Annotated in this window: 25 protein-coding genes; 17 read left to right on the top strand and 8 right to left on the bottom strand. The window is 64.2% G+C overall.

Annotation, left to right across the window (positions count from 1 at the left end; translation table 11 throughout):
* The first annotated feature begins 206 nt into the window (after positions 1-206).
* Complete coding sequence (locus tag AB5K84_RS10750) at positions 207-869, top strand: TetR/AcrR family transcriptional regulator (RefSeq protein WP_011089760.1); 663 nt, start codon at positions 207-209, stop codon at positions 867-869.
* An 18-nt stretch (positions 870-887) separates the two neighbouring features.
* Here AB5K84_RS10750 and AB5K84_RS10745 read toward each other — a convergent pair whose 3' ends face one another.
* The 3 genes from AB5K84_RS10745 to AB5K84_RS10735 are packed head-to-tail and all read right to left on the bottom strand — an operon-like array spanning position 888 to position 2,297.
* Positions 888-1,556, bottom strand: a complete 669-nt coding sequence (locus AB5K84_RS10745; protein ID WP_011089761.1) for a TetR/AcrR family transcriptional regulator — start codon at positions 1,554-1,556, stop codon at positions 888-890.
* An 8-nt stretch (positions 1,557-1,564) separates the two neighbouring features.
* Positions 1,565-2,002: a hypothetical protein gene (locus AB5K84_RS10740; protein WP_049832451.1), complete on the bottom strand. Its 438-nt coding sequence runs from the start codon at positions 2,000-2,002 to the stop codon at positions 1,565-1,567.
* A 28-nt stretch (positions 2,003-2,030) separates the two neighbouring features.
* On the bottom strand, positions 2,031-2,297 hold the full coding sequence (locus AB5K84_RS10735) for a hypothetical protein (protein WP_038965538.1): 267 nt from the start codon (positions 2,295-2,297) through the stop codon (positions 2,031-2,033).
* Positions 2,298-2,470: 173 nt separating this feature from the next.
* On the opposite strand from AB5K84_RS10735, the gene AB5K84_RS10730 reads away from it, so the two are divergent.
* The 10 genes from AB5K84_RS10730 (at position 2,471) to AB5K84_RS10685 (ending at position 8,420) form a co-directional block, all read left to right on the top strand.
* The gene (locus tag AB5K84_RS10730) at positions 2,471-2,677 is read left to right on the top strand and encodes a hypothetical protein (RefSeq protein ID WP_038965537.1); all 207 of its coding nucleotides are present in this window, start codon (positions 2,471-2,473) and stop codon (positions 2,675-2,677) included.
* Positions 2,674-2,832: a hypothetical protein gene (locus tag AB5K84_RS10725; RefSeq protein WP_165448173.1), complete on the top strand. Its 159-nt coding sequence runs from the start codon at positions 2,674-2,676 to the stop codon at positions 2,830-2,832. The genes AB5K84_RS10730 and AB5K84_RS10725 overlap by 4 nt, the downstream gene beginning before the upstream one ends.
* A gap of 18 nt (positions 2,833-2,850) precedes the next feature.
* A complete protein-coding gene (locus AB5K84_RS10720; RefSeq protein WP_038965536.1) occupies positions 2,851-3,069 on the top strand; it encodes a hypothetical protein in 219 nt (72 codons plus the stop codon).
* Positions 3,070-3,106: 37 nt separating this feature from the next.
* Entirely contained in the window at positions 3,107-3,646 is a 540-nt protein-coding gene (locus AB5K84_RS10715; protein ID WP_051000251.1) for a hypothetical protein, read from the top strand.
* 10 nt (positions 3,647-3,656) lie between these two features.
* On the top strand, positions 3,657-4,283 hold the full coding sequence (locus AB5K84_RS10710; protein WP_236842129.1) for a PepSY domain-containing protein: 627 nt from the start codon (positions 3,657-3,659) through the stop codon (positions 4,281-4,283).
* 149 nt (positions 4,284-4,432) lie between these two features.
* Entirely contained in the window at positions 4,433-5,602 is a 1,170-nt protein-coding gene (locus AB5K84_RS10705; protein ID WP_011089764.1) for a DUF3734 domain-containing protein, read from the top strand.
* Positions 5,603-5,630: 28 nt separating this feature from the next.
* Entirely contained in the window at positions 5,631-6,422 is a 792-nt protein-coding gene (locus AB5K84_RS10700) for an acetoacetate decarboxylase (RefSeq protein ID WP_011089765.1), read from the top strand.
* A gap of 80 nt (positions 6,423-6,502) precedes the next feature.
* Positions 6,503-7,288 (top strand): 3-hydroxybutyrate dehydrogenase, encoded by a 786-nt coding sequence (locus AB5K84_RS10695; RefSeq protein ID WP_038965533.1) that lies wholly within the window; start codon positions 6,503-6,505, stop codon positions 7,286-7,288.
* Between the two features lie 72 nt (positions 7,289-7,360).
* A complete protein-coding gene (locus tag AB5K84_RS10690; protein WP_162494149.1) occupies positions 7,361-7,738 on the top strand; it encodes a hypothetical protein in 378 nt (125 codons plus the stop codon).
* A gap of 61 nt (positions 7,739-7,799) precedes the next feature.
* Positions 7,800-8,420 (top strand): hypothetical protein, encoded by a 621-nt coding sequence (locus tag AB5K84_RS10685; RefSeq protein WP_011089768.1) that lies wholly within the window; start codon positions 7,800-7,802, stop codon positions 8,418-8,420.
* Between the two features lie 180 nt (positions 8,421-8,600).
* On the opposite strand, the gene AB5K84_RS10680 is transcribed toward AB5K84_RS10685, so the two are convergent.
* The 4 genes from AB5K84_RS10680 to AB5K84_RS10665 form a co-directional block, all read right to left on the bottom strand.
* Complete coding sequence (locus tag AB5K84_RS10680) at positions 8,601-9,425, bottom strand: Crp/Fnr family transcriptional regulator (RefSeq protein WP_011089769.1); 825 nt, start codon at positions 9,423-9,425, stop codon at positions 8,601-8,603.
* Positions 9,426-9,726: 301 nt separating this feature from the next.
* On the bottom strand, positions 9,727-10,935 hold the full coding sequence (locus AB5K84_RS10675) for an LLM class flavin-dependent oxidoreductase (RefSeq protein WP_028173087.1): 1,209 nt from the start codon (positions 10,933-10,935) through the stop codon (positions 9,727-9,729).
* Positions 10,936-11,050: 115 nt separating this feature from the next.
* Entirely contained in the window at positions 11,051-12,298 is a 1,248-nt protein-coding gene (locus AB5K84_RS10670; protein WP_063921540.1) for an acyltransferase family protein, read from the bottom strand.
* A gap of 87 nt (positions 12,299-12,385) precedes the next feature.
* Positions 12,386-13,525 carry an AraC family transcriptional regulator gene (locus tag AB5K84_RS10665; protein ID WP_038965528.1) on the bottom strand — a complete coding sequence of 380 codons (1,140 nt, stop codon included), beginning with the start codon at positions 13,523-13,525 and terminating at the stop codon, positions 12,386-12,388.
* Between the two features lie 217 nt (positions 13,526-13,742).
* Between AB5K84_RS10665 and napE the strand changes: the two genes are divergently transcribed.
* From napE to AB5K84_RS10635, 6 genes are all read left to right on the top strand, one after another.
* Complete coding sequence (gene napE / locus AB5K84_RS10660) at positions 13,743-13,928, top strand: periplasmic nitrate reductase, NapE protein (protein WP_011089773.1); 186 nt, start codon at positions 13,743-13,745, stop codon at positions 13,926-13,928.
* A gap of 35 nt (positions 13,929-13,963) precedes the next feature.
* Positions 13,964-14,296, top strand: coding sequence for a chaperone NapD (locus AB5K84_RS10655; protein ID WP_011089774.1), 333 nt, complete (start codon positions 13,964-13,966; stop codon positions 14,294-14,296).
* Positions 14,297-14,312: 16 nt separating this feature from the next.
* Complete coding sequence (gene napA / locus AB5K84_RS10650; RefSeq protein ID WP_011089775.1) at positions 14,313-16,826, top strand: nitrate reductase catalytic subunit NapA; 2,514 nt, start codon at positions 14,313-14,315, stop codon at positions 16,824-16,826.
* On the top strand, positions 16,823-17,293 hold the full coding sequence (locus tag AB5K84_RS10645) for a nitrate reductase cytochrome c-type subunit (RefSeq protein ID WP_028173083.1): 471 nt from the start codon (positions 16,823-16,825) through the stop codon (positions 17,291-17,293). Before napA ends, AB5K84_RS10645 begins: the two co-directional genes overlap by 4 nt.
* Positions 17,290-17,931, top strand: a complete 642-nt coding sequence (locus tag AB5K84_RS10640) for a NapC/NirT family cytochrome c (protein ID WP_011089777.1) — start codon at positions 17,290-17,292, stop codon at positions 17,929-17,931. The genes AB5K84_RS10645 and AB5K84_RS10640 overlap by 4 nt, the downstream gene beginning before the upstream one ends.
* Before the next feature lie 88 nt (positions 17,932-18,019).
* Positions 18,020-19,135, top strand: coding sequence for an ATP-dependent DNA helicase (locus AB5K84_RS10635; protein ID WP_028173081.1), 1,116 nt, complete (start codon positions 18,020-18,022; stop codon positions 19,133-19,135).
* 248 nt (positions 19,136-19,383) lie between these two features.
* Here the strand turns inward: AB5K84_RS10635 and AB5K84_RS10630 are convergent, their stop codons facing one another.
* Entirely contained in the window at positions 19,384-21,069 is a 1,686-nt protein-coding gene (locus AB5K84_RS10630; protein ID WP_011089779.1) for a tetratricopeptide repeat protein, read from the bottom strand.
* Positions 21,070-21,230: the final 161 nt, after the last annotated feature.

Below are 21,230 nucleotides of genomic sequence, written 5' to 3'. Positions count from 1 at the left end.
TCTCTCCTGAGGTCGACCGGACGATCGCAAGGCCAATGCACACAGGTTTGCGGCCTCGACTGTCCGGGAGGTGCCGCCGCTGGTCCTGATGGACGTCGCGGCGATTAAATAAACTATACCGTATATTTTCTTTTTGTTGCCTTTTCCGGCCCGCCATGTCAAGTGCGATCTGCGCGCGCACAGACTCGTGACTGGAGGATCGACGGATGACCAAGAAGAGCACCCCGAAACGGGGCAGACCGACCAAAGACCTTGCCGGCGACGTCCAGGTCCGGATCCTTGACGCAGCCCAGCAGCTTTTTCTCGAGAAGGGCTATCGTAGCGCCAGCATCGACGACATCTCCGAGCTGGCGCCGGCGAGCAAGCCGACCATCTACGCGCACTTCCCCGGCAAGGAGGCACTATTCGCGGCGGTGGTGGCCCGCACCATCAGCAGGCTGACGGATTTCGAAGGCGTCGAGCCCGAGGGCCGCACCCTTCATGACAAGCTCTCGAACCTCGGCACCACCATCGTGGAAAAGCTCATCGAGGAATCGTTGGGCATGGTTCGCGCCACGATTGCTGAAGCGCAGCGTTTTCCCGAGTTGAGCCGCAACGTCCACGACGCCGCGCGCGATCGCTCCGTCAACGCCGTTTCCCAACTCTTGAATGAAGCGACGCAGAAGCTGGCGCGCGCTCCAAAGGGGCCCTTCAGCGGCAAGCGAAGCCTTGCCACCGCTCAGATCTTCCTGGATTTGATCCTGTTGCCGATGCTGTTTCGGTCGCTGGTCGGGGAAACACCGAAGGAGCTGAGACGGGAGCTGCCGTCCTTCATGCGCGAACGTGTCGGCTTCTTCCTCGCGGCCTGTGAGGCAGACTGGACGCCGTGAGCCAATCGAGCGTCGGGTTTAGCAGGCGGATCTGTAGCGCATACTGGCCTGAACGTTGATGAGTTGATGGGGCGCCGGGCCAGCGAACGCTGCGTTGCAAAGCGCCCCCGCGCAAAAGCGCATCATCTCGTCGAACGTTGGCCGAAGGGCGGTCGCCTTGACACGGGAGGGGCTGAGGTAAGCATCCATTGCGTCCAGCAGGCAGCAGGCGAGCGCCATCGGGCTCCCGCCGCGGAACTCCCCGCTCACCTGCCCCGCCGCGATGATCGACCGCACCACACCACGAAGCCGATCCGCATGAGACAGGCTGGCCAGCCAGTTCGCCTGTCCTGCGGCCACCACCAGTTCGTGCAAGCGGACATCGCTTGCCAGCCGGTCTTCATGCAGCCGGGAGATCGCGCCAAACGTTGCATTCAGGCGCTCCAGGCCCGAGCGGCCGCTTCGCGCTGCACTTGCGGCCGCCGCCAACACCTCGTCGAGCAGCTCCGTCACGACGGCCTCCTCGAGCGCCCGGCGGGAGGGATAGAACCGGTAGAGATTTGCGGGGGACATTGAAGCGTCGCGAGCGACGTCGGCAACCGTGGTTTTCCGGTACCCGATCTCCCGGTACAAGCGGATTGCAGCCTGCACGATTCGTTCACGCGTGCAGGACAATCCAGCCTGGCGGGTCGTCTGCGCCTTCAGCATGCTCGGCCTCAACGCAACGGAATCGCGTGCATCTCACGCCGGCAGGCTTCGCCGAATTCACGCAACGGATCCATCTCCTCCAGGAAGCCCGGCAGGTCGACGAACGGGGTGTTCGGTGCAAGGTAGGTCTCGATGATCAGCCGGCCAGCCCGCTCTGCGGCATGGACCACCTCATCCTCGGACAGAATCCGCATGCGCCCGATAAGCGCATACAAGTTCACCAATGCCGGGATCTCGGATTTGTCGCTGGTGAGCGCGTCCGCGTAAAGTCGGGACGCCTCCTCAATGAAGCTGCGATAGAGCTTCTCGCGCTTCGACACCGCGTGCGCCTGATGGCGCTCGCGGAGTCTGCGGCGCCGGGACATCCATCCCGTCACGATCGTGGAAATCGCTCCGAAGGCCGAGCCTCCGAACGCGGCGAAAGCAGGCGCATATATCGTATTCATACGATCGTTCCTCATTCCTTGCGCCGCGCTATCGGTGCGACCCGACGGTCCTGACCGAAGCCGCAGCGGCTGCATGGCCGAACACGGCTCTGCAGGCTTCGCTCAGGTCCGACTTTCTTTGCCTGAGACAGGCTTCCACATTGGTGGGATCGGGGATGTAGCCGGCGCACAGGCGAAACGCGTCAGACGTGCACGCCGCTCTCTGCTCAGCCGTGCCGCGGTCCTCCTGCGCGAACGCAGCGGCGCCCGACGCAACGAGCACCAGGAGTGCGAGCACCAACCGGTTCTTGAACATATCGAATCCTTTCTCAAGTTGAGGCATCCGCTTTCAAAGGGAACCTTGGCCTCACTCCGAAGTCCCCTCGCCCGACCAGGACGAACACGGGCTTGTGAGTCTCGGCTCTTGACACATCCCGCGATCCGCGCTGTATATGAAATATACGGTGTAGTTTATTTAGGAGACCGAAGATGTCAAGCCTGTTCCTGGCGCTCGTGCGGGAAAATCCCTGGCCCGGGATTGCCGTCGCCTCGCTCAATCTGATGGTGGCCGTGTCGCTCGTGGGCGTGAGCCTGCTGCTGGGTCTCACCATTTCGGTGCTCGCCTGGGTGCACGCGCTCGCCGTCGGCGAACCCGCGCCGGTGCGGCATGCGGCCCGCCGGAGGGGCCGCGCATGACGTCAGGGCTGTTGCTTGCTCGCGATTGCATCATCTGCTGGGTCACGGTGTGGCTCGCGCCGGTCGAGTCCATCTTCGACGCGATCGAATCCGAACTCGTCCGCAGAGGCGTCGCGCTTGAAGGCGTCGAGCCCCCTTCCCCGCCCGCCGCGTGAGCATCCTGGACGTTCGACATGCTCAACTTCATCGAAGTGTTCGACGTCATGGACGTGGAGCCGGCCACCGGCTCTTCGGTCTGGAGCGGACGCACCGGCACGCGAGCGGCCCTCAAGCGCGACGGGCACATGATCGACCCGAAGGCGATGGCCTATTGCCCGATCGAATGGCTCGACGAGCGCGGCTATCTCGACGCCGAACGCGCGTGCCGGCACCCGCGGCCCACGAGCTTCTGAAAACGAGACGGAATCATTTCATGTCTGGGAACAGGCCGTGAGCAGGAAGTCTGTCCTGTCGCGACGTGCGAGCGCCGCCGTCGAGCCCGAGATGCCCCTGCGGGCGTATTTTCTCTCCGCTGGAGGGGCGCTGCTCCTGCTGCTTCTGGCGGCCGACTGGGTGTTGCCCGCACCTTCGCCGAGCCGGCTCACGGAGCAGCATTCTGCGTTGCCGCCGATCCGGATCCACTCGGAGCGGAGGGGCCCCGAAGCGGCCGTCATCGACACCAGCGGGTTCGGACTGCGTCCCGCGCCCGCCGAGCACGATATCGCCCAGGCTCCACCGCAGTTGCCCGAAACTGAAGTCGGCGGCGCCGTTGTGCGCGACGATGACGGCAACCCGGCGGCGGCCGATCTACGCGTTCGCGAGAGCCTGGCCCAGCTACAGCCCGCCGTTCATGACCAAGCAGGGCGGGGGAGCCCGCATCGGATCGCGGCGCGACGGCACAAGCTCGCTCCGGCGCGGCCTCGAAAGTTGTGGCGATCTGCTCGGCATCCGGGCTTCCAGATCAGCCGGTACGCCTTCGTGCCGAACTAGACCACCGATCATGAAGAACACCACAGGATTATGCGCGATGCCAAAGAAGCAGCTGTTTGCCCTCATCGTTTGTTCCGCGGCCCTCGCCGGCACCGGTGCTCTGGCCGGCGTCACGCAGGTCCCTACCGACGCCGAACAGCAAAGCGCGACCGCGCAGGGCAACGTCGAGGAGGCGGCCATTCGCCGCGTGTTGGAGCAGTTCCACACCACGAAGGTCCCGATCGGACAGGCCATGGCGATTGCGGAGGGTCTGCACGATGGGTCGAGGACCGCAGACATCAGCTTCGAGATATCCGGTCCGCCGGTCTACCGCGTGCGCACGATCAAGAACGAGCGGGTCTTTGAGAATGTCATAGATGCGAACACCGGAAGGGTATCGCAAAGGGAGATCGCGTCATCGCTCAAGGAGCTCGATCGCGCGGATCTCGCCAACATCATAGCCCTGAAGTGGATCAAGCAGGAGTTGTCGGACGCGGTGCGGGTCGCGGAAAGCGCGGCGGACGGACAGGCGCTCGCTGGCGGGTTGATGAAACAGGATGGCAAGCTCAACTTCGTGGTCGTCATCGCGACCAGCGATCACCTGAAGGAAGTGATGCTCGAGCCGCCCAAGGTCGGACAGCGGTCAACTCAGCGCTAGCCACGAACGTGACAGCGCGCCACTGAAGCACGATCTCGTGAGTTGCGCAGCAATATATACACTATACCGTATAGTTTGTTTTAGCGAACGGTCATCGCGGCTTCCGCAACGCCGGCTCGATCATCCCACACCCGAGAGCAAGACCAGTCATGAATTTCCAGCCCCGATCACACCTGCCGGCCACCCAACGGCGGCTGCCATTCGATTGCATAGCCCTGCTGTTGCAAGGCGGCGGCGCTCTCGGCGCCTACCAGGCGGGGGTGTACGAGGCGCTGGCGGAAGCTGGCATCCACCCCGATTGGGTTGCCGGCATTTCCATCGGCGCGATCAATGCCGCGATCATCGCGGGCAACCCGGCCGAGTCACGTGTTGATCGGCTGCGCGATTTCTGGACGCGGGTAACTTCGACTGCACCTTGGGACTGGGCCGGAAACCCATTTCTCGATGCGCGCAGCGAGAATGCGCGCAATATCCTCAACCAGATGAGCGCGGGCCTTGCCGCGGCATGCGGCGCAAACGGGTTCTTCTCCGCGCGCCCCCTCCTGCCATGGCTCCACGCCGGCGGCACGACCGAAGCAACCAGCTTCTACGACACCGTCGCGTTGAAGAGCACGCTGGAGCGCCTGATTGACTTCGATCGCATCAACGCGGGGATGACGCGGTTCAGTGCAGGAGCAGTCAACGTGAGAACGGGCAATTTCGTCTATTTCGACAACAGCACCCACACGATTCGCCCAGAGCACATCATGGCAAGCGGCGCGCTGCCACCGGGCTTTCCCGCCGTGGAGATCGAGGGCGAGCATTACTGGGACGGCGGCCTTGTCTCCAATACGCCGCTGCAATGGGTGATCGATGGGGGTGTGCCGCAGGACATGTTGGCGTTTCAGGTCGATCTCTGGAGCGCGAAGGGGCAGCTTCCGGGCAATCTGCCCGAGGTCGTCACGCGTCAGAAGGAAATTCAATATTCCAGTCGCACGCGCGCGAGCACCGACCAGTTCAAGCACGTGCAGCGCCTGCGACGTGCGCTCACGACGCTCCTGGACCGGATTCCCGAAGAACTCAGGGAGCACGAGGATGTGAAGCTCCTGAACACCGCGGTGTCTCCCAACGTCTACAACATCGTTCACCTGATCTATCGGGCGCGCAACCACGAAGGCCACTCCAAGGACTACGAGTTCTCCCGCCTTTCGATGCAAGACCATTGGCGCGCCGGCTACCACGATGCGCTTCGCACCTTGCGTCATCCCGAGGTGCTCGCACGCCCGGTCACCCCGGACGGCGTTTTCACATTCGATCTAGAGCACGATGGCCGTGAATAGAGCGCTGATTTGATGCACGGAGAACCCCATGCGTGAGAACGATGTGCGCAAGCGCGCCTTTGCGATGCCGCTCACCAGCCCGGCCTATCCGCCGGGCCCTTACCGGTTTGTGGATCGCGAGTACCTGATCATCACCTATCGCACCGACCCGGCAAGGTTGCGCGCTGTGGTGCCCGAACCGCTGGAACTCGATGACCGCAACCCGCTCGTCAAGTATGAATTCATCCGCATGCCAGATTCGAATGGCTTCGGCGACTACACGGAAAGCGGCCAGGTCATTCCGGTCTCGTTCCGTGGCCACACGGGCGGCTACAACCACTGCATGTTCCTCAACGACGAAGGACCGATTGCCGGGGGACGCGAGCTCTGGGGCTTTCCGAAAAAGCTCGGCCAGCCGACATTGCGGACCGAGATCGACACGCTGATCGGTACGCTCGACTACGGGCCCTTGCGGGTGGCGACGGGCACGATGGGCTACAAGCACCGCGAAGCCGATCTTGGCCAGGTCAAGGCCGCGCTCGAGGAGCCGAATTTTCTGCTCAAGATCATCCCGCATGTCGATGGCAGCCCGCGCATCTGCGAGCTCGTTGAATATCGCCTCGAGCAGATCGCGTTGAAGGGCGCCTGGACCGGACCCGCGGCTCTCTCCCTGACACCGCACGCCTTGGCGCCGGTCGCTGATCTGCCCGTTCTGGAGATCGTCTCGGCGCTTCACATCCGTGCAGACCTCACGCTGGGACTGGGCAGAGTGGCCCATGACTATCTGCAAGAGCCAGCGCGGCGTCCGTTCCGGGCTTCAGAACGAAGTCTGGTCACCTGATCGGAAATCCACAAAACCAACTCGCGCCTGAACCGCGAGGCTTCGCCAGCTGGCGCAACACACGGAGCAAAGTGACTGAGATGGTTATTAAGGGCAAAACTGCGATCGTGACCGGCTCGACGAGCGGCATCGGCCTCGCATGTGCGCGTGCCTTCGCAGGTGCCGGCGCAAACATCGTGCTAAACGAAATGGGCGAGGCGGCCGATGTCGAGAAGGAGCGCTTGGCAATCGAAAGCGAGTTCGCCGTCAAGGCGATCTATTCGCCCGCGGACATGGCGAAGCCAAGCGAAATCGCCGGGCTGATCGCGCTGGGTGAAGCGACGTTCGGGGCCGTGGATATCCTCGTCAACAATGCCGGCGTCCAGCACGTCTCTCCAATCGAAGAGTTTCCGCTCGAGAAATGGGATGCGGTCATCGCCATCAATCTATCCGCCGCATTCCATGCAATCCGTGCGGCTGTGCCGGGCATGAAGAAGCGTGGCTGGGGCCGGATCATCACGACGGCTTCGGCGCATTCGCGTGTAGCTTCGCCGTTCAAGTCAGCCTACGTCGCAGCCAAGCACGGGATCGCCGGCCTGACCAAGACCGTCGCGCTGGAGCTTGCGCGTTCGAAGATCACCTGCAACTGCATCAGCCCCGGGTATGTTTGGACCCCGCTGGTGGAAAAGCAGATCCCGAACACGATGAATGCACGCAAGATGAGAAGAGATGAGGTCATCAGCGACGTGCTGCTCGCGGCCCAACCCACCAAGGAATTTGTCACTGTCGAACAGGTGGCTTCGCTCGCACTTTTTCTGTGCAGTAACGAGGCCGCGCAGATCACCGGCGCCAATCTCGCGATCGATGGCGGCTGGACGGCGGCGTAGGCCTGCGGCGGTCGACTCATGGCTGTCCGCGCAGTGAGGCGATCCGCGCGCGCAACACGGAAAGTGCACGACATGGCATCAGACGCAATCGACGATGACATCGACGAATCCAGCGGCCTGGCCGTCCAGCATATCGGCGTGCGCGGACGCACTCTGCAGCATGGTATGAGAAATGGCAGGCCGCTTGATCTTGGCGGAGACCGGAAAATGTCAGTCGCTCTGCGCAAGTGCGAGCACGCGTTCAGCGAGGACGTATTGCCGCCTCATACCAAGGTGGCAGAGCCACTCGAGTTCTATGCTGCGTCCAAGTTGGATAACCCGTCCCGTAGTCTCAGGGACGCGATAGGCAAGAAATCAGCTTCATCTGGAACGTCAATGCTCCTTCCTCATGTCGCTATGTCGCTGCTTGAGATGACGTCGCTTCGGACGCAGACGCAACGAGTCGCTTGACGCAGGTTCAAAGTCGAGAACGATGAAGCCATGTGATGATCGTCAGCGCATCGGCTAATGAATGGAGATAGGTCATGTCAGAGCACAGCAGCATGCATTTTTACCTCAATCGGCCAAGGAGCGAATCGACGAGATGGATGCCGCATTGGCTTCGTTTGAGGTGAAGGCGACGGAGGCCAAGGCGGAGTCCAAGGTGAAGGCAGAGCAGCTCATCGCCGATCTTAAAAAGAGGCGGGATGAATTTCAGGCGCACCTCAAGACGCAAGCGGAAGCCGGCGAAGCAGCCTGGGCGCGCACCAAACCCGATCTCGAAAAGCACTGGATCGGCTTCGAAGCGCAGATGAAGACCTATTTTGAGAGCGCCGGCAAGCAGATCGAGCAGCAGCAGGCCACGTTCAAAGACATCGCAGCGGCGCAGGGCAAGGCGTGGCACGAGGCCGCGAATCGATTCCGTGAGGCGGCCGGCAAAGTGGCCGGAGCGCGGATCACCGATCTCGATGCCGCGCTCAAGCAGCTGAAGTCTGACGCGTCCCAAGCGGAAGCACGTCTCCAGAAGCTGAAGCAGGCGGGCAGCGAGTCCTGGTCCGTGCTAAGCGCGGCGTTGGCAGAGTCCCGCAAGTCGTTCGATCAAGCAAGTCGGGCCGCGTGGGACGCCCTGAGGGGCTCTGGCGCGAAGGGCTGATTCCATCCGGTCACAAGGAACCGCAGAAAGGCGTAGATTGCGTGTAAATCGGCACGGGGTCTGGCCCAGTTGCAGCCCGCCGTTCATGATCGAGCAGGGCGGGGAGCCCGCAGGAGATCGCGGCGCGACGGCGCAAGCTCGCTCCGGCGCGGTAGACGCCGAACCATCCAGAGCGTGTCCTCATTGACGGGGCGCAGCGGACCTCATATGCGCCTTGACTGCCGCGGTTGTTTCCGGGAATGGCGCAAGGGCAGGCTGCGGCGCCGCCAATTCCTGGCAATACATCCGATCGATCTTGTCCTGCATCAGCGCATAACAATCGCATGCAACGCGCTCGAGCCGCGCCCGGTCGATCTCTACAAACCCGCGCCGGTCGGACGGGACGGCGCCGGCCGCGCGCAGCTTGCTCATCGTCAGCGTCGCCGTCGTCCGCCGCACCCCGAGCAACTGCGCGAGCGCCTCCTGCGTCACCGGGAGGAGGTCACTGGGAACGCGATCGTGGAGCTGCAGGAGCCACCGCGCCATGCGGCCATCCACCAGGTGCAGCGCATTGCAGGCCGCGACGTGCTGGAGCTGCAACAGCAACGCGCGGACGTGGACCTGCACGACATTCCTGATGGCCTCGCTTCGCGCATAGGCAGCCCGAAACCTGGCGGCGGAGATCTGCGATGCCGTGCCGGCCACACGAGCAACCGCGGTCACCGATGACAGCGACGGGCCGAGCGCAGAGAACGAGGCCAAGGCGCCTTCCCGTCCGATCAACGTGGTTGCAACCGTTTGCCCGTCCGGCATGTCGAGCATGAAGGCGATTGCACCGCTATGGGGAAAGAAAACCGGGTCGAGCTCATCGCCCGACCGCACCAGGACGGTATCGGGTTCGAACGAGACCTTCTGGAAGTGAGGCGTGAGCAAGCCGAGATCCGCCGGCGGCAACGCCGCCAGCAACCGATTGCCGACGCCAGCGCGGTGGACGGTCGCGATGCTTTCCGGTGAACGAGCCGTCATGAGCAACGGTATCCATTTCTCAGCTTCACTACGATGACCCGAAATTCGAATTGGCCAACGAAAATATCCAAACAGAGCCCTTGAGGGAGATCAAGCACGGACTATTGCGGTCCCAACCGGCAGATCCTCCCGCGCAAACAGGATCTTGAACCCATCATACGGTTAACGATCGTCTGCATCCTAAGGGTTTCGATGAGATGATCGACCAGCAAAGGTTGCGACAGCGCAGGAGTGGGCGATTGGCCCCATGCGGAGGCCCCGCCCCGCCAATAAGGGCATGGCCGACGTCAAACGTGCCCCCCTATCCGGCGGCCGCCGCTCTCGCCGGGGCGACGTTCACGGCGAGCTTGCCGTAACGGTCGGTGAAGGCCTGGGTGTCGATCTCTTCCAGCTTGATTTCGCCGCTCATGACGCTCCTCTTCCAGGCGGCCTGGGCGGGATCGTTCTGGAACTCCGGCATCACCTCCCGGCCGAACAATTCGAGCGATTCGCAGATGTGCTCGTGGCTGTTCTTGCCGGCCTGGTTGAGCAGGATGACCTGGTCGATATGCGAGCTCTGGAAGCGCCTGAGCTTCTTGCGGATCGTCTCCGGCGAGCCGATCAGGCCGCCGCGCAGCGCCGCCTCCTGGGCCTCTGGATTGTCGCGCTTCCACTTGTTGTACTCGTCCCACATATTGACGGTGTAGGGCGCGGGCCGCTGGCGGTTCTGCGCGGCGCCATAGAAGCGCAGCGCGAACTGGAAGAAGGTGGCGCCGTCGGCGCGGGCGCGCGCCTCCTCGTCGGTCTTCGCGCACATGAAGAACGACACCAGCGCCATGTTCGGGTTGATCTCGTAGTCCGCAAGCTTGTGCAGCCGCTTGGTCATGGCGTTGTAATAGGCGTGCACCCAGGCATGGGCGGCGTCGGCGCTGACGAACTGGAAGCCGAGCGCGCCAAAACCATGACGGCCGGCGCGCTCGATGGTCGGAAGCTGCGAGCAGGCCATCCACAGCGGCGGATGCGGCTTCTGCACCGGCTTCGGCACCACGTTGCGCAAGGGGATGTCGAAATACTTGCCGTGATGCTCGCTGCCCGCGTCCCTGAACATCGGGAAGATCGCGGCTACGGCCTCCTCGAACACCTCCTTCTTGGTCTCCATGTCGCGGCCGAATGGCTCCAGCTCGGTGATCGAGGCGCTCTCGCCCATGCCGAATTCGCAGCGGCCGTTGGAGAGCAGGTCGAGCACCGCGACACGCTCGGCGACGCGCGCCGGGTGATTGGTGGTGAGCTGGAGGATGCCGTGGCCGAGCCGGATCTTTTGCGTGCGCTGGCTCGCCGCCGCCAGGAACGATTCCGGTGACGGCGAGTGCGAATATTCCTCGAGGAAGTGATGCTCGACGACCCAGGCATGGTCGTAGCCGAGCTTGTCGGCGAGTTCCATCTGCGAGAGCGCGTTCTGGTAGAGCTTGAGCTCGTCCCCGGCGACCCATGGCCGCGGCAGTTGCAGCTCGTAGAAGATGCCGAACTTCATGGCGCCCCTCTCCCGCATTATTCTTTGTTGCGCTCATCTTAGTGAGCGGGGCGGCGCTGTCTACGGAGCAGCAATTCCGCCGTGCGGGAGAACGGTCCCCTCAACGCATCCGGCGTTATTGCGCGGCGGAGCCTTCCACCGCAACGACATGCGCCGCTTCGCGTGGTGCGCGGCGGCCGTTCAGGACCACACCGATGAAGGTGAAGCGCACCAGCAGATGATAGCTCGCCAGCATCGGAGGAAGCGCGACGGCGAGAATGATGGCGAACTTGATCGGCGCGGACCAGTCGAGCTGCGACACCGCAACTTGTAGCGCCATCACGATCGGCATGTGGATCAGATAGAGCCAGTAGGACGCATCGGCGAGGTAACGCCAGGTCGGGCTGAAGCCGGACATGAAGCGGAGCGCGAGACCGAGGACCGCGAAGGTCGAGATCCATATCGCCGGGGCATACAGGGTGGCGGAGACAAGCCTGAGCGTGGCGAAGCTGACCGGCAGTTTCGGCGCACCCGGCGCGGACAGCATCACACCTGAGAGCACGAAGCTGATCAGGATCAGGCCGACCGCGAGCAGGAGTTGCGGGAGCCAGCGCCGCTCGAGAAGCCGCAGCAGATCGACCTGCCGATGCAGCAGCCAGCCGACGCCGAATGCGGTGCCGAAGCCGATCCAGGCCTGCGCGTTGGTGATGAGTGATTGATCCGGCGTCCTCACCCCCATCACATTGATCCATCGTTGGTCGAGGCAGAACGCGATGCCGATCGGGATCGCCAGAACCAGCGGAGCCAGTGGATTTCGCATGATCCCTGTGAAGAGGCGGCCGATGACCCTTCGCAGCGTGCCGGAGGCATCAAGCCGGACAATTGCGCCACGCAGCAGCAGCATGGCGACATACAGCTCCAGCAGCACGTAGAGAAACCAGAGATGGGCCAGGGGGAAATTCGGCAGCACCGGCGGCCAGCCACGCGCGCCGGGAGTCGGACCGCCATTGGGAAAGCCGGAGGCCCAGATGACCACCAGAGCCATCGGCGTAAACACGATCGGCCAGCCGATCACGAGCGGCAGCCCGATCCGCTGCAACCTGTCCCTGACAAAGCCCCAACTCCCCCGGCGATGGAAACTCATGCGGGCAAAGAAACCGGCCATCGGGAAGAAGGCCGTCATCCGGAAGACGTGGATGGTGAAGGTCAGCAGGCCCAGGAGGAGGCTTGGATGGGTGTCCTGGATGAACCAGAACCGGGGTGTGGCGGGCACGAATGACATTGCCGCGTGCAGGACGATGCCGAGCAGCAAGGCGCCGCCCCTGAGCGCATCGAGAGCGTGGAGCCGTTCCGATGTGGGGGTGGCGGCGGTCGAAGGAGACATGGGTGGGCTCATTCCGGCTGGCGAGAAGCTTCTGCCGGACAGTCTGCCCAATCGGGGCGCGGCCCTCTTGCCCAATCCAAAAATCGGCTAGCCGATTTCTCGACGCAGTTCGCTGATGTCGGCCCTACCCGGCCGGCTCAGCGCCTCGCGCCGGAATTCGGTCGGGGTCACGCCGGTTTCGGCCTTGAAAGCGCGATTGAAAGGTCCGATCGACTGGAAGCCCGCGTCCATGGCGATGGTCAGCACCGGGACTTCCCGCTGCGTCACGTCGGACAGCGCCAGCTTGGCATCCTCGATCCGATAGCGATTCAGGAATGCATTGAAGTTGCGATAGCCCAGCCCTTCGTTGATCGCCTGGCGCAGCCGATGCTCGGGAACGTCGAGCCGCGCCGCGAGCGTCCCGATCGCAAGACCTTCCTGCCGGTAGGTTCGTTCCACGGTCATCAGATGGTCGAGGCGCCGGAGCAGGATGGGATCGACGGCGACCCGGGGGTCGACGATGACCCGCCCCGCGGCGGCGCGATCGGCGACCCGGGCCTGTCTCCCCGCCTCGCCGGATGCGATCGCAGCCGTGGCGTCGTCGACGGCCACCGCCGCCGGTGCGCTGAACAGGCCCAGGCCGGCAAGCATGGCCACCACGAACAGGCTGAGCGCGGTCGGAAGACTGCCGGACGCGCCGGGCGCGGCAACCGGAATATCGGCGAAGCCCGCGACGGCGACGAGCCCGATCATCGCGACATTGATGGCGAGCATCGCCAGCCGCAGCCGGCGCCGCCGCATCACCAGATCCACGCGCCAGGTCTTGACCGTCTGGACCGCGGCCGCGAGCGCCAGCACCAGGGCCACGATCGCAAGGACCTTGCCGCCGCCCTTGGCCAGAGTCGGCCATCGCGGCCAACCGAGCGACAGCGCAAATCCAAAGGCGACGATGGCCAGCCACAAGGCGCCATGCCACCGCCTGAGCACGAAATCGTCGTCAAACGCCGCGCGGGCCCACAACCAGAACACGGCAGGCATCGCGGACAGGATCGGCAACGTCCACCACCATGACGCCTTGGGAAAGAACGGCGCGGTGACGATCGCATAGAACACGCCCCCGGCGGACATGGCCATGCCCAGCAAAGCGTTCTGATTTGGAATGCGGCGCTGGAGCGCCACGAGGACGATCAACAGGAACACGCCGCTCGCCGCGCCGCGAAACCCGAGATCGATGGCCGTGAGCCCCATCTGGTTCACAATTCGCATTGCCCCGTTCGAGAGCTAAGTTTCGCATCGCGCCGGCCCGGGCACAACCCAAACTTGCGGTTGTGGTCACGGCCCAACCATCCTCGCAAATCGACGGATTGATCCAGATCAACGCGTTGACGCCGCGGTTGCAGCACAAGCAAGGCAAGGTAACGGCCCGGATGCCGTCCCAATTCCCAAAATTTCAGAGAGACCGAATATGTCGGCCCCTGACGACACGACCTCGCGCGTGCGCCGTAGGCGCATGGAGATTTTCGCCTTCCTGTTCCTGACCGCGGTCGTGATGCCCGTCCTCGCCGTCGGAACGGTCGGCTCCTACGGGCTTGGCGTCTGGATCTACCAGATGTTTGCCGGTCCTCCCGGCCCACCAGCCTCCCCGCATTGATCCCCAAGGATCCCCAAGAGCGAAAGACAGGCATCATGGCCCAACCCTCACTCAATCATAAAGTCACGCTCAACCGCCGCGCCTTGATCACCGGCCGGGTGCTCAGCGCCGACCGTATCGTGCCGCCGCCGGGCTACGAAATCGCCAGCATCATCGTGCAGGCGCGCCCCGAGCGCCTCGCCGAGGTCGAAGCCGAGATCATTGCGCTTGCCGGCTGCGAGATCCACGGCCGCGACCCGCGCGGCAAGCTCGTCGTCGTGACCGAAGCGCCGGATGCCGGCAGCCTCGGCACCATGCTCAACACCATCCAGTCGCTGCAACACGTCTATTCCGCGGCGCTGGTCTTCCACGCCATCGAAACCGCCTGAGTCAGGAAGAGCCATCATGACATCGCCGAAGCTCGACCGCCGCCAGATGCTGAAGCTCGAGGCCGCCGCGATCGCGGCCGCTGCCGCTGGCCTCCCGGTGCCGGCGCTCGCCGCCAACCTCGCCACCGAGCGCGAGGTGAGCGAACTGAAATGGGACAAGGCCGCCTGCCGCTTCTGCGGCACCGGCTGCTCCGTGATGGTCGCGACCAAGGAGAACCGCGTCGTCGCGACGCACGGCGACATCAAGGCCGAGGTCAATCGCGGCCTCAACTGCGTCAAGGGCTACTTCCTCTCCAAGATCATGTACGGCCACGACCGCCTGACGCAGCCGATGTTGCGCAAGGCGAACGGCAAATACGACAAGAACGGCGACTTCACGCCCGTGTCCTGGACCGAAGCCTTCGACATCATGGAGGTGAAGTGGAAGGAGGCGATGAAGAAGCGCGGCCCCAACGGCGTCGCCATGTTCGGCTCCGGCCAGTGGACGATCTGGGAAGGCTATGCCGCCTCGAAGTTGTTCAAGGCCGGCTTCCGCACCAACAACATCGACCCCAACGCGCGGCACTGCATGGCCTCGGCCGTCGCCGGCATGATGCGCACCTTCGGCATCGACGAGCCGCCCGGCTGCTATGACGACATCGAGGCCACCGACGCCTTCGTGCTGTGGGGCTCCAACATGGCGGAGATGCACCCCATCCTGTGGACGCGCCTGACCGACCGCCGGCTGTCCGCGCCGCATGTCCGCGTCGCCGTGCTCTCGACCTTCGAGCACCGCTCGTTCGACCTCGCCGACATCGGCATGGTGTTCAAGCCGCAGACCGATCTCTATTTGCTGAACGCCATCGCCAACCACATCATCAAGACCGGCCGCGTCAACAAGGACTTCGTCGCGGCCCACACCGTGTTCAGGCGCGGCCAGACCGATATCGGCTACGGCCTACGGCCCGAGCATCCGCTGCAGAAGAAGGCGACGGGCGCGGCGAAGGCCAACGACTCCACGGACATGAGCTATGACGAGTACGTCAAGTTCGTCTCGGAGTACACGCTGGAGAAGGCGGCCGAGATGTCCGGCGTGCCGCTCAACCGCCTGGAGGCGCTCGCCGAGCTCTACGCCGATCCCAAGACCAAGGTGGTCTCGTTCTGGACCATGGGCTTCAACCAGCACACCCGCGGCGTCTGGTGCAACAACCTCGTCTACAACATCCATCTTCTGACCGGAAAGATCTCCTCGCCCGGCAACAGCCCGTTCTCGCTGACCGGCCAGCCCTCGGCCTGCGGCACCGCGCGCGAGGTCGGCACCTTCTCGCACCGCCTGCCCGCGGACATGGTCGTCACCAACAAGGAACACCGCACCAAGGCCGAACACATCTGGCAGCTGCCCGAAGGCACCATTCCCGACAAGCCCGGCGCGCATGCCGTGCTGCAAAGCCGGATGCTGAAGGACGGCCTGATCAACGCCTACTGGGTGCAGGTCAACAACAACCTCCAGGCCGGCCCCAACGCCAACGAGGAGACCTATCCGGGCTTCCGCAATCCCGACAATTTCATCGTGGTCTCGGATGCCTATCCGTCGGTCACCGCACTCGCGGCCGACTTGATCCTGCCCACCGCGATGTGGGTCGAGAAGGAAGGCGCCTATGGCAATGCCGAGCGGCGGACGCAGTTCTGGCATCAGCTCGTCCCTGCCCCGGGCGAGTCGAAGTCCGATCTCTGGCAGCTCATGGAATTCTCCAAGCGCTTCAAGATCGAGGAGGTCTGGCCCGAGGAGTTGATCGCCAAGAAGCCGGAGGTGCGCGGCAAGACGCTGTTCGACGTGCTCTACAAGAACGGCCAGGTCGACAAGTTCCCGGTCTCCGACATCGAGCAGGGCTATCTCAACGACGAGTCCAAGGCGTTCGGCTTCTACGTGCACAAGGGCCTGTTCGAGGAATATGCCTCGTTCGGCCGCGGCCACGGCCATGACCTCGCGCCGTTCGACGCCTATCACAAAGAGCGCGGCCTACGCTGGCCTGTCGTCAACGGCCAGGAAACGAGATGGCGTTTCCGCGAGGGCAGCGATCCCTACGTCAAGCAGGGCACCGACGTGCAGTTCTACGGCTATCCGGACGGCAAGGCGCGCATCTTCGCGCTGCCTTACGAGCCGGCGGCGGAATCGCCCGACGGCGAATATCCGTTCTGGCTCTCGACCGGCCGCGTGCTGGAGCACTGGCATTCCGGCACCATGACGCGCCGCGTGCCCGAGCTCTACAAGGCCTTCCCCGAGGCCGTGTGCTTCATGCATCCGGACGATGCGCAAGAGGCGAAGATCCGGCGCGGCGACGAGGTGAAGGTGGTGTCCCGCCGCGGCTTCATCCGCGTCCGCGTCGAGACGCGCGGCCGCGACCGGCCGCCGCGTGGCCTCGTCTTCGTGCCGTGGTTCGACGAATCCAAGCTGATCAACAAGGTGACGCTTGACGCCACCGATCCGATCTCGCTGCAAACCGACTTCAAGAAATGCGCCGTGCGCATCGAGCGGGTGAACGTGTCATGATGAAACGATTTGGAATCGCATTGCTTGCGGTCGCGATCGCCGCGGGCGCGAGTTCGCTGACCGCGCAGACGGTGACGTCGGGCCTGCGCGGCCCGGCCCCGCTCAATGACGAGGGGCCGGCGCCGCCGATGCTGCCGAACCGCAACACCTCCGAGCGGGAGGTGCGCAATTATCCGGAGCAGCCGCCGGTGATCCCGCACACGATCGACGGCTACCAGGTCGACCTCAACGGCAACAAATGCCTGTCGTGCCACGCGCGGGCGCGCACCGCGGAATCGCAGGCGCCGATGGTCTCGATCACGCATTTCATGGACCGCGACGGCCAGTTCCTGGCCTCGATCTCGCCGCGACGCTTCTTCTGCACGGAATGCCACGTGCCGCAGAACACCGCGACCCCGCCCGTCAGCAACGACTTCACCGACATCGACACGCTGCTGTCGCGCGCAAGCCCCGGTGGCCGCCGATGACGACGACCGCTGACGAGGCAAAAGCCAAGCGCGGCTTCGTCGCGCGAAGCTGGGATTTCGCGCGCGAGCTCTGGCAGGTGCTGATCCGGCCGAGCTCGGTGTTCGGACTCGGCGTGCTGGTGCTGGCGGGCTTTGCGGCCGGCGTGATCTTCTGGGGCGGCTTCAACACCGCGCTGGAATTGACCAACACCGAGAAGTTCTGCACCGGCTGCCACGAGATGAAGGACAACGTCTTCGCCGAGCTGAAGTCGACCATCCACTTCAGCAACCGCTCCGGCGTGCGCGCGACCTGTCCGGACTGCCACGTGCCGCACAACTGGACCGACAAGATCGCGCGCAAGATGCAGGCCTCCAAGGAGGTCTGGGGCAAGCTCTTCGGCACGATCGACACCCGCGAGAAATTCCTGGATCACCGGCTCGAGCTGGCGGCGCATGAATGGGCGCGCTTCAAGGCCAACGATTCGCTCGAGTGCCGCAACTGCCACAGCGCCGATTCCATGGATATCACCAAGCAGTCGCCGCGGGCCTCGGTGGCGCACCAGCGCTTCCTGTTCACGGGGGAAAAGACCTGCATCGACTGCCACAAGGGCATCGCCCACCATCTGCCCGACATGCGCGGCGTTCCCGGCTGGCAATAGGGCGATCTGCGCCGCTTGAACCGGCGGGCCGAATGGTTAGTTTTGGGGGATGGCGAATCGCTTCGGCTCGCCCCTCCTCAAGACAGACATGGCCACTTTCACCCCGCATCAGGATGCCGCTCTCAAGGCCGTCGGCGACTGGCTCAAGGCCAAGCCCGGCCGGGGCGGCACGCCGCCGGTGTTCCGCCTGTTCGGCTTTGCCGGCACCGGCAAGACCACGCTGGCGCGGCACATCGCCGAGGGCGTCGACGGCGAGGTGAAGTTCGCCGCCTTCACCGGCAAGGCCGCGCTGGTGATGCGCAACAAGGGCTGCGACGAGGCCTCCACCATCCACTCGCTGATCTACCGCGCCCGCGAATCCGGCGAGGAGCAGCCGAGCTTCGAATTGTGGGACGACGCGCCCGCGTCCAAGGCCAAGCTGATCGTGATCGACGAATGCTCGATGGTCGATGCCGAACTGGGGCGCGACCTGATGTCGTTCGACTGTCCGCTGCTGGTGCTAGGGGATCCCGCGCAGCTGCCGCCGATCCAGGGCGGCGGCTTCTTCACCAACACCGAGCCCGACGCGATGCTGACCGAGGTGCACCGCCAGGCCCAGGACGATCCGATCGTGCGGATGTCGATGGACGTCCGCGAGGGCCGCGAGCTCGACATCGGCCGCTACGGCGAGAGCGAGGTGGTGTCGCGCAAGGAGCTCGATCCCGACCGCGTCATGGGCGCCGACCAGGTCCTGGTCGGCCGCAACAACACCCGCCGCGCCTACAACATGCGGGTGCGGCAGCGCCAGAACATCGAGGACGCCTTTCCGGTCGCCGGCGACAAGCTGGTGTGCCTGCGCAACAACCGCAAGAAGGGCCTGTTCAACGGCGGCCTGTGGCGCGTGAAGTCGCGCAACACCTCGCGCTCCAAATCGCGCATCCTGTCCATGCGGCTGTCGCCGGACGAGGATCTTGGCCACAAGGTGACGAAGGTCTCGGTGCGCGCCGACTGCTTCGAGGGCGGCGTCGAGCAGATCGCCTGGGAACAGCGCAAGCCCTATGACGAGTTCGACTACGGCTACGTGCTGACCGTGCACAAGTCGCAGGGCTCGCAATGGGACGACGTCGTGCTGTTCGACGAGAGTTTTGCGTTTCAGGACTCGAGGGCCAGGTGGCTGTACACGGGGATCACGCGCGCGGCGAAAAGGTTGAGCATCGTTGTTTAAAACTCCGATGCCGTAGGGTGGGCAAAGGCGCAAAGCGCCATGCCCACCGTCTCTCCACACACGAAATAAAAATGGTGGGCACGCTTCGCTTTGCCCACCCTACGACACCTGCCTACCCCGTCATTCCGGGGCGGCTCGAAGAGCCGAACCCGGAATCTCGAGATTCTCAGGTGCGCAATTGCGCACCATAGTTCGATGCTTCGCGTCGCTCCGGAATGACGAATTGAGTTGCTCTGCAACTCAATTCGTCACTTCCCCGCGGCGAAATAGAAATCCTCGCGCCCCGGGGGCGAGCCGTAGGTGAACGGCTGCTGCTCGTGCCTGGTGGCGGACCAGACGTCGTCGCGGACGATGTCGAACAGCTTTCTGATCTCGACGCGCGGCTCCTTGATCTCGCGGGCGAGCGCGGTGGCGAACGGGCTGTCGGTGCCGCCATCGCCGTCCATCGCGGTCTCACCGTGCTTGGCGGCGTAGACCACCATGAAGCCCGCGCCGGGCTCGATGTTGGAAAAGCCCTTGTCGACCAGCTTGAGCGACAGCGTCCGCTGCATGGTCGGCGCGAACGGATTGTCGCGGCACGCATCCAGCATCACCAGACGCACTTTTCGCGCGGCGCCGACGGCGGCGATCACCTGCTCGAGGGCGACGGCCTGGGCCTCGGCATCCCTGTCGGCGGCAAGCTTGGCGTCGACGGGAACGAGGTAGTTCACCCCGCCGATCTCGAATCCGTGGCCGGCGTAGTAGACCACCGCCCAATCGGCCTTCTCCGCTTCGGCGGCGAACGTCTGCAGCGCTTCGAAGAACTTGTCGCGGGTCAGGTCGCTGACCGATATCACGGTCTGGAAGCCGACGTCGCGCAGCGCGTTTGCGATCAACTTCGAGTCGCGCGGCGGGTTGGGCAGGGCGTGCACGTTCTTGTAGGCGCCGTTGCCGATCACCAGCGCGACGCGGCGCCCGGTCGCCCCGGCCGGCGCCTGCGGCGTCAGCGCGGCGAGCCGCTCCTGCGCGACGGCGCGGGCGCGCGCGACGTCGAGTTCGTCGAATTTCGTCAGCGAATAGGCGGCCGCGCGGTAGTCGGCGCGGGCCTGGGCGAGATCTTTCCTGCGCTCGTAGATCTGGCCGCGGCCTGAATGTGCCCGGACATTGTTCGGGTTGATCTGGATGGCCGAGTTGTAGTCCTTCAGCGCGGCGTCGAGGTCGCCCTTCATCATGCTGACATCGGCGCGGTTGTTGATTGCGTAGACGTTCTTCGGCTGCTTCTCGATCAGGCCGTTGCAATCGGCAAAGGCCTGGTCGTACTTGCCCATCATGCCCCAGGTGATGCAGCGGTTGCCTGCGATCTGCGGCGCGGCCGGATCGATCTTCTCGGCCTCCGCGAAATCGGCGATCGCGCCGTCGAAATCCTTCATCAACGTGCGCACGCGGGCGCGATTGGTCCAGCCGAGCAGGAATTTTGGCGTGTACTTGATCGACAGGTTGAAGTCGTCGAGCGCGCTTTGCAGCGCGCCCCTGCGCAGATGGATGACGCCGCGGTTGTTGTAGGGGACGCCGTAGGTCGGGCGCTTCTGGAGCGCGAGGTTGTAGTCCGCCATCGCGAGGTCGTCCTTGCCCGAGCGTTCATAGGCAAGGCCGCGCAGGTTGAGAACGATGACGTTGTCCGGATCGAGATCGACGGCCATGGACAGGGTCTCGATCGCGCGGGCGTAGTCGCGCTTGTTGATCAGGGTGTTGCCGCGCACGGACAGCGCGATCGCCTTGTCCTTGCCGGCGAGGCGGTCAGCGTTGAGCAGATTGTCGCAGGCCTGCGCCCTCGCCTGGAGCTCCGCCTGGCGGTCACGGCAGATGGCGAGATCGTCGCCGGCCTGCGGCTCGGCCGCGGCGGCGGCGACGGCGGAGATCAGGGTGACGAGGGTCAGGGAAACGACGCGCAGCATGTTGTCAGGCCAGCTCCAGCCACCACTTTTTTAAGTCGATCGTCGATCGCGCGGGTTCATCTAGCGCGGAGTTCCTCACCTCGCCAAGCCGGGCTGCCTCGGGCCGCGTTTTCTCACAGAGTCGTGTCCGCCGCGGCGTAACAATCGGCACCTGTCCCCGT

The sequence above is a fragment of the Bradyrhizobium sp. 1200_D9_N1_1 genome (assembly GCF_052075915.1).
GTDB classification, from domain to species: domain Bacteria; phylum Pseudomonadota; class Alphaproteobacteria; order Rhizobiales; family Xanthobacteraceae; genus Bradyrhizobium; species Bradyrhizobium diazoefficiens.
Note: the sequence above shows the minus strand (reverse complement) of the source record. Positions and strands in the feature narration are given on the sequence as shown.

Bases quoted from the DNA above. Each gene is read 5' to 3' on its own strand.
- AB5K84_RS10740 (WP_049832451.1), bottom strand. From the start codon at position 2,002: ATGAATACGATATATGCGCCTGCTTTCGCCGCGTTCGGAGGCTCGGCC.
- AB5K84_RS10745 (WP_011089761.1), bottom strand. From the start codon at position 1,556: ATGCTGAAGGCGCAGACGACCCGCCAGGCTGGATTGTCCTGCACGCGT.
- AB5K84_RS10695 (WP_038965533.1), top strand. From the start codon at position 6,503: ATGGTTATTAAGGGCAAAACTGCGATCGTGACCGGCTCGACGAGCGGC.
- AB5K84_RS10670 (WP_063921540.1), bottom strand. From the start codon at position 12,298: ATGTCTCCTTCGACCGCCGCCACCCCCACATCGGAACGGCTCCACGCT.
- AB5K84_RS10705 (WP_011089764.1), top strand. From the start codon at position 4,433: ATGAATTTCCAGCCCCGATCACACCTGCCGGCCACCCAACGGCGGCTG.
- AB5K84_RS10640 (WP_011089777.1), top strand. From the start codon at position 17,290: ATGACGACGACCGCTGACGAGGCAAAAGCCAAGCGCGGCTTCGTCGCG.
- AB5K84_RS10680 (WP_011089769.1), bottom strand. From the start codon at position 9,425: ATGACGGCTCGTTCACCGGAAAGCATCGCGACCGTCCACCGCGCTGGC.
- AB5K84_RS10725 (WP_165448173.1), top strand. From the start codon at position 2,674: ATGACGTCAGGGCTGTTGCTTGCTCGCGATTGCATCATCTGCTGGGTC.
- AB5K84_RS10635 (WP_028173081.1), top strand. From the start codon at position 18,020: ATGGCCACTTTCACCCCGCATCAGGATGCCGCTCTCAAGGCCGTCGGC.
- AB5K84_RS10730 (WP_038965537.1), top strand. From the start codon at position 2,471: ATGTCAAGCCTGTTCCTGGCGCTCGTGCGGGAAAATCCCTGGCCCGGG.
- AB5K84_RS10720 (WP_038965536.1), top strand. From the start codon at position 2,851: ATGCTCAACTTCATCGAAGTGTTCGACGTCATGGACGTGGAGCCGGCC.
- AB5K84_RS10685 (WP_011089768.1), top strand. From the start codon at position 7,800: ATGGAGATAGGTCATGTCAGAGCACAGCAGCATGCATTTTTACCTCAA.
- AB5K84_RS10630 (WP_011089779.1), bottom strand. From the start codon at position 21,069: ATGCTGCGCGTCGTTTCCCTGACCCTCGTCACCCTGATCTCCGCCGTC.
- AB5K84_RS10750 (WP_011089760.1), top strand. From the start codon at position 207: ATGACCAAGAAGAGCACCCCGAAACGGGGCAGACCGACCAAAGACCTT.
- AB5K84_RS10690 (WP_162494149.1), top strand. From the start codon at position 7,361: ATGGCATCAGACGCAATCGACGATGACATCGACGAATCCAGCGGCCTG.
- AB5K84_RS10645 (WP_028173083.1), top strand. From the start codon at position 16,823: ATGATGAAACGATTTGGAATCGCATTGCTTGCGGTCGCGATCGCCGCG.
- AB5K84_RS10675 (WP_028173087.1), bottom strand. From the start codon at position 10,935: ATGAAGTTCGGCATCTTCTACGAGCTGCAACTGCCGCGGCCATGGGTC.
- AB5K84_RS10665 (WP_038965528.1), bottom strand. From the start codon at position 13,525: ATGGGGCTCACGGCCATCGATCTCGGGTTTCGCGGCGCGGCGAGCGGC.
- AB5K84_RS10710 (WP_236842129.1), top strand. From the start codon at position 3,657: ATGAAGAACACCACAGGATTATGCGCGATGCCAAAGAAGCAGCTGTTT.
- AB5K84_RS10655 (WP_011089774.1), top strand. From the start codon at position 13,964: ATGGCCCAACCCTCACTCAATCATAAAGTCACGCTCAACCGCCGCGCC.
- AB5K84_RS10700 (WP_011089765.1), top strand. From the start codon at position 5,631: ATGCGTGAGAACGATGTGCGCAAGCGCGCCTTTGCGATGCCGCTCACC.
- napE (WP_011089773.1), top strand. From the start codon at position 13,743: ATGTCGGCCCCTGACGACACGACCTCGCGCGTGCGCCGTAGGCGCATG.
- AB5K84_RS10735 (WP_038965538.1), bottom strand. From the start codon at position 2,297: ATGTTCAAGAACCGGTTGGTGCTCGCACTCCTGGTGCTCGTTGCGTCG.
- napA (WP_011089775.1), top strand. From the start codon at position 14,313: ATGACATCGCCGAAGCTCGACCGCCGCCAGATGCTGAAGCTCGAGGCC.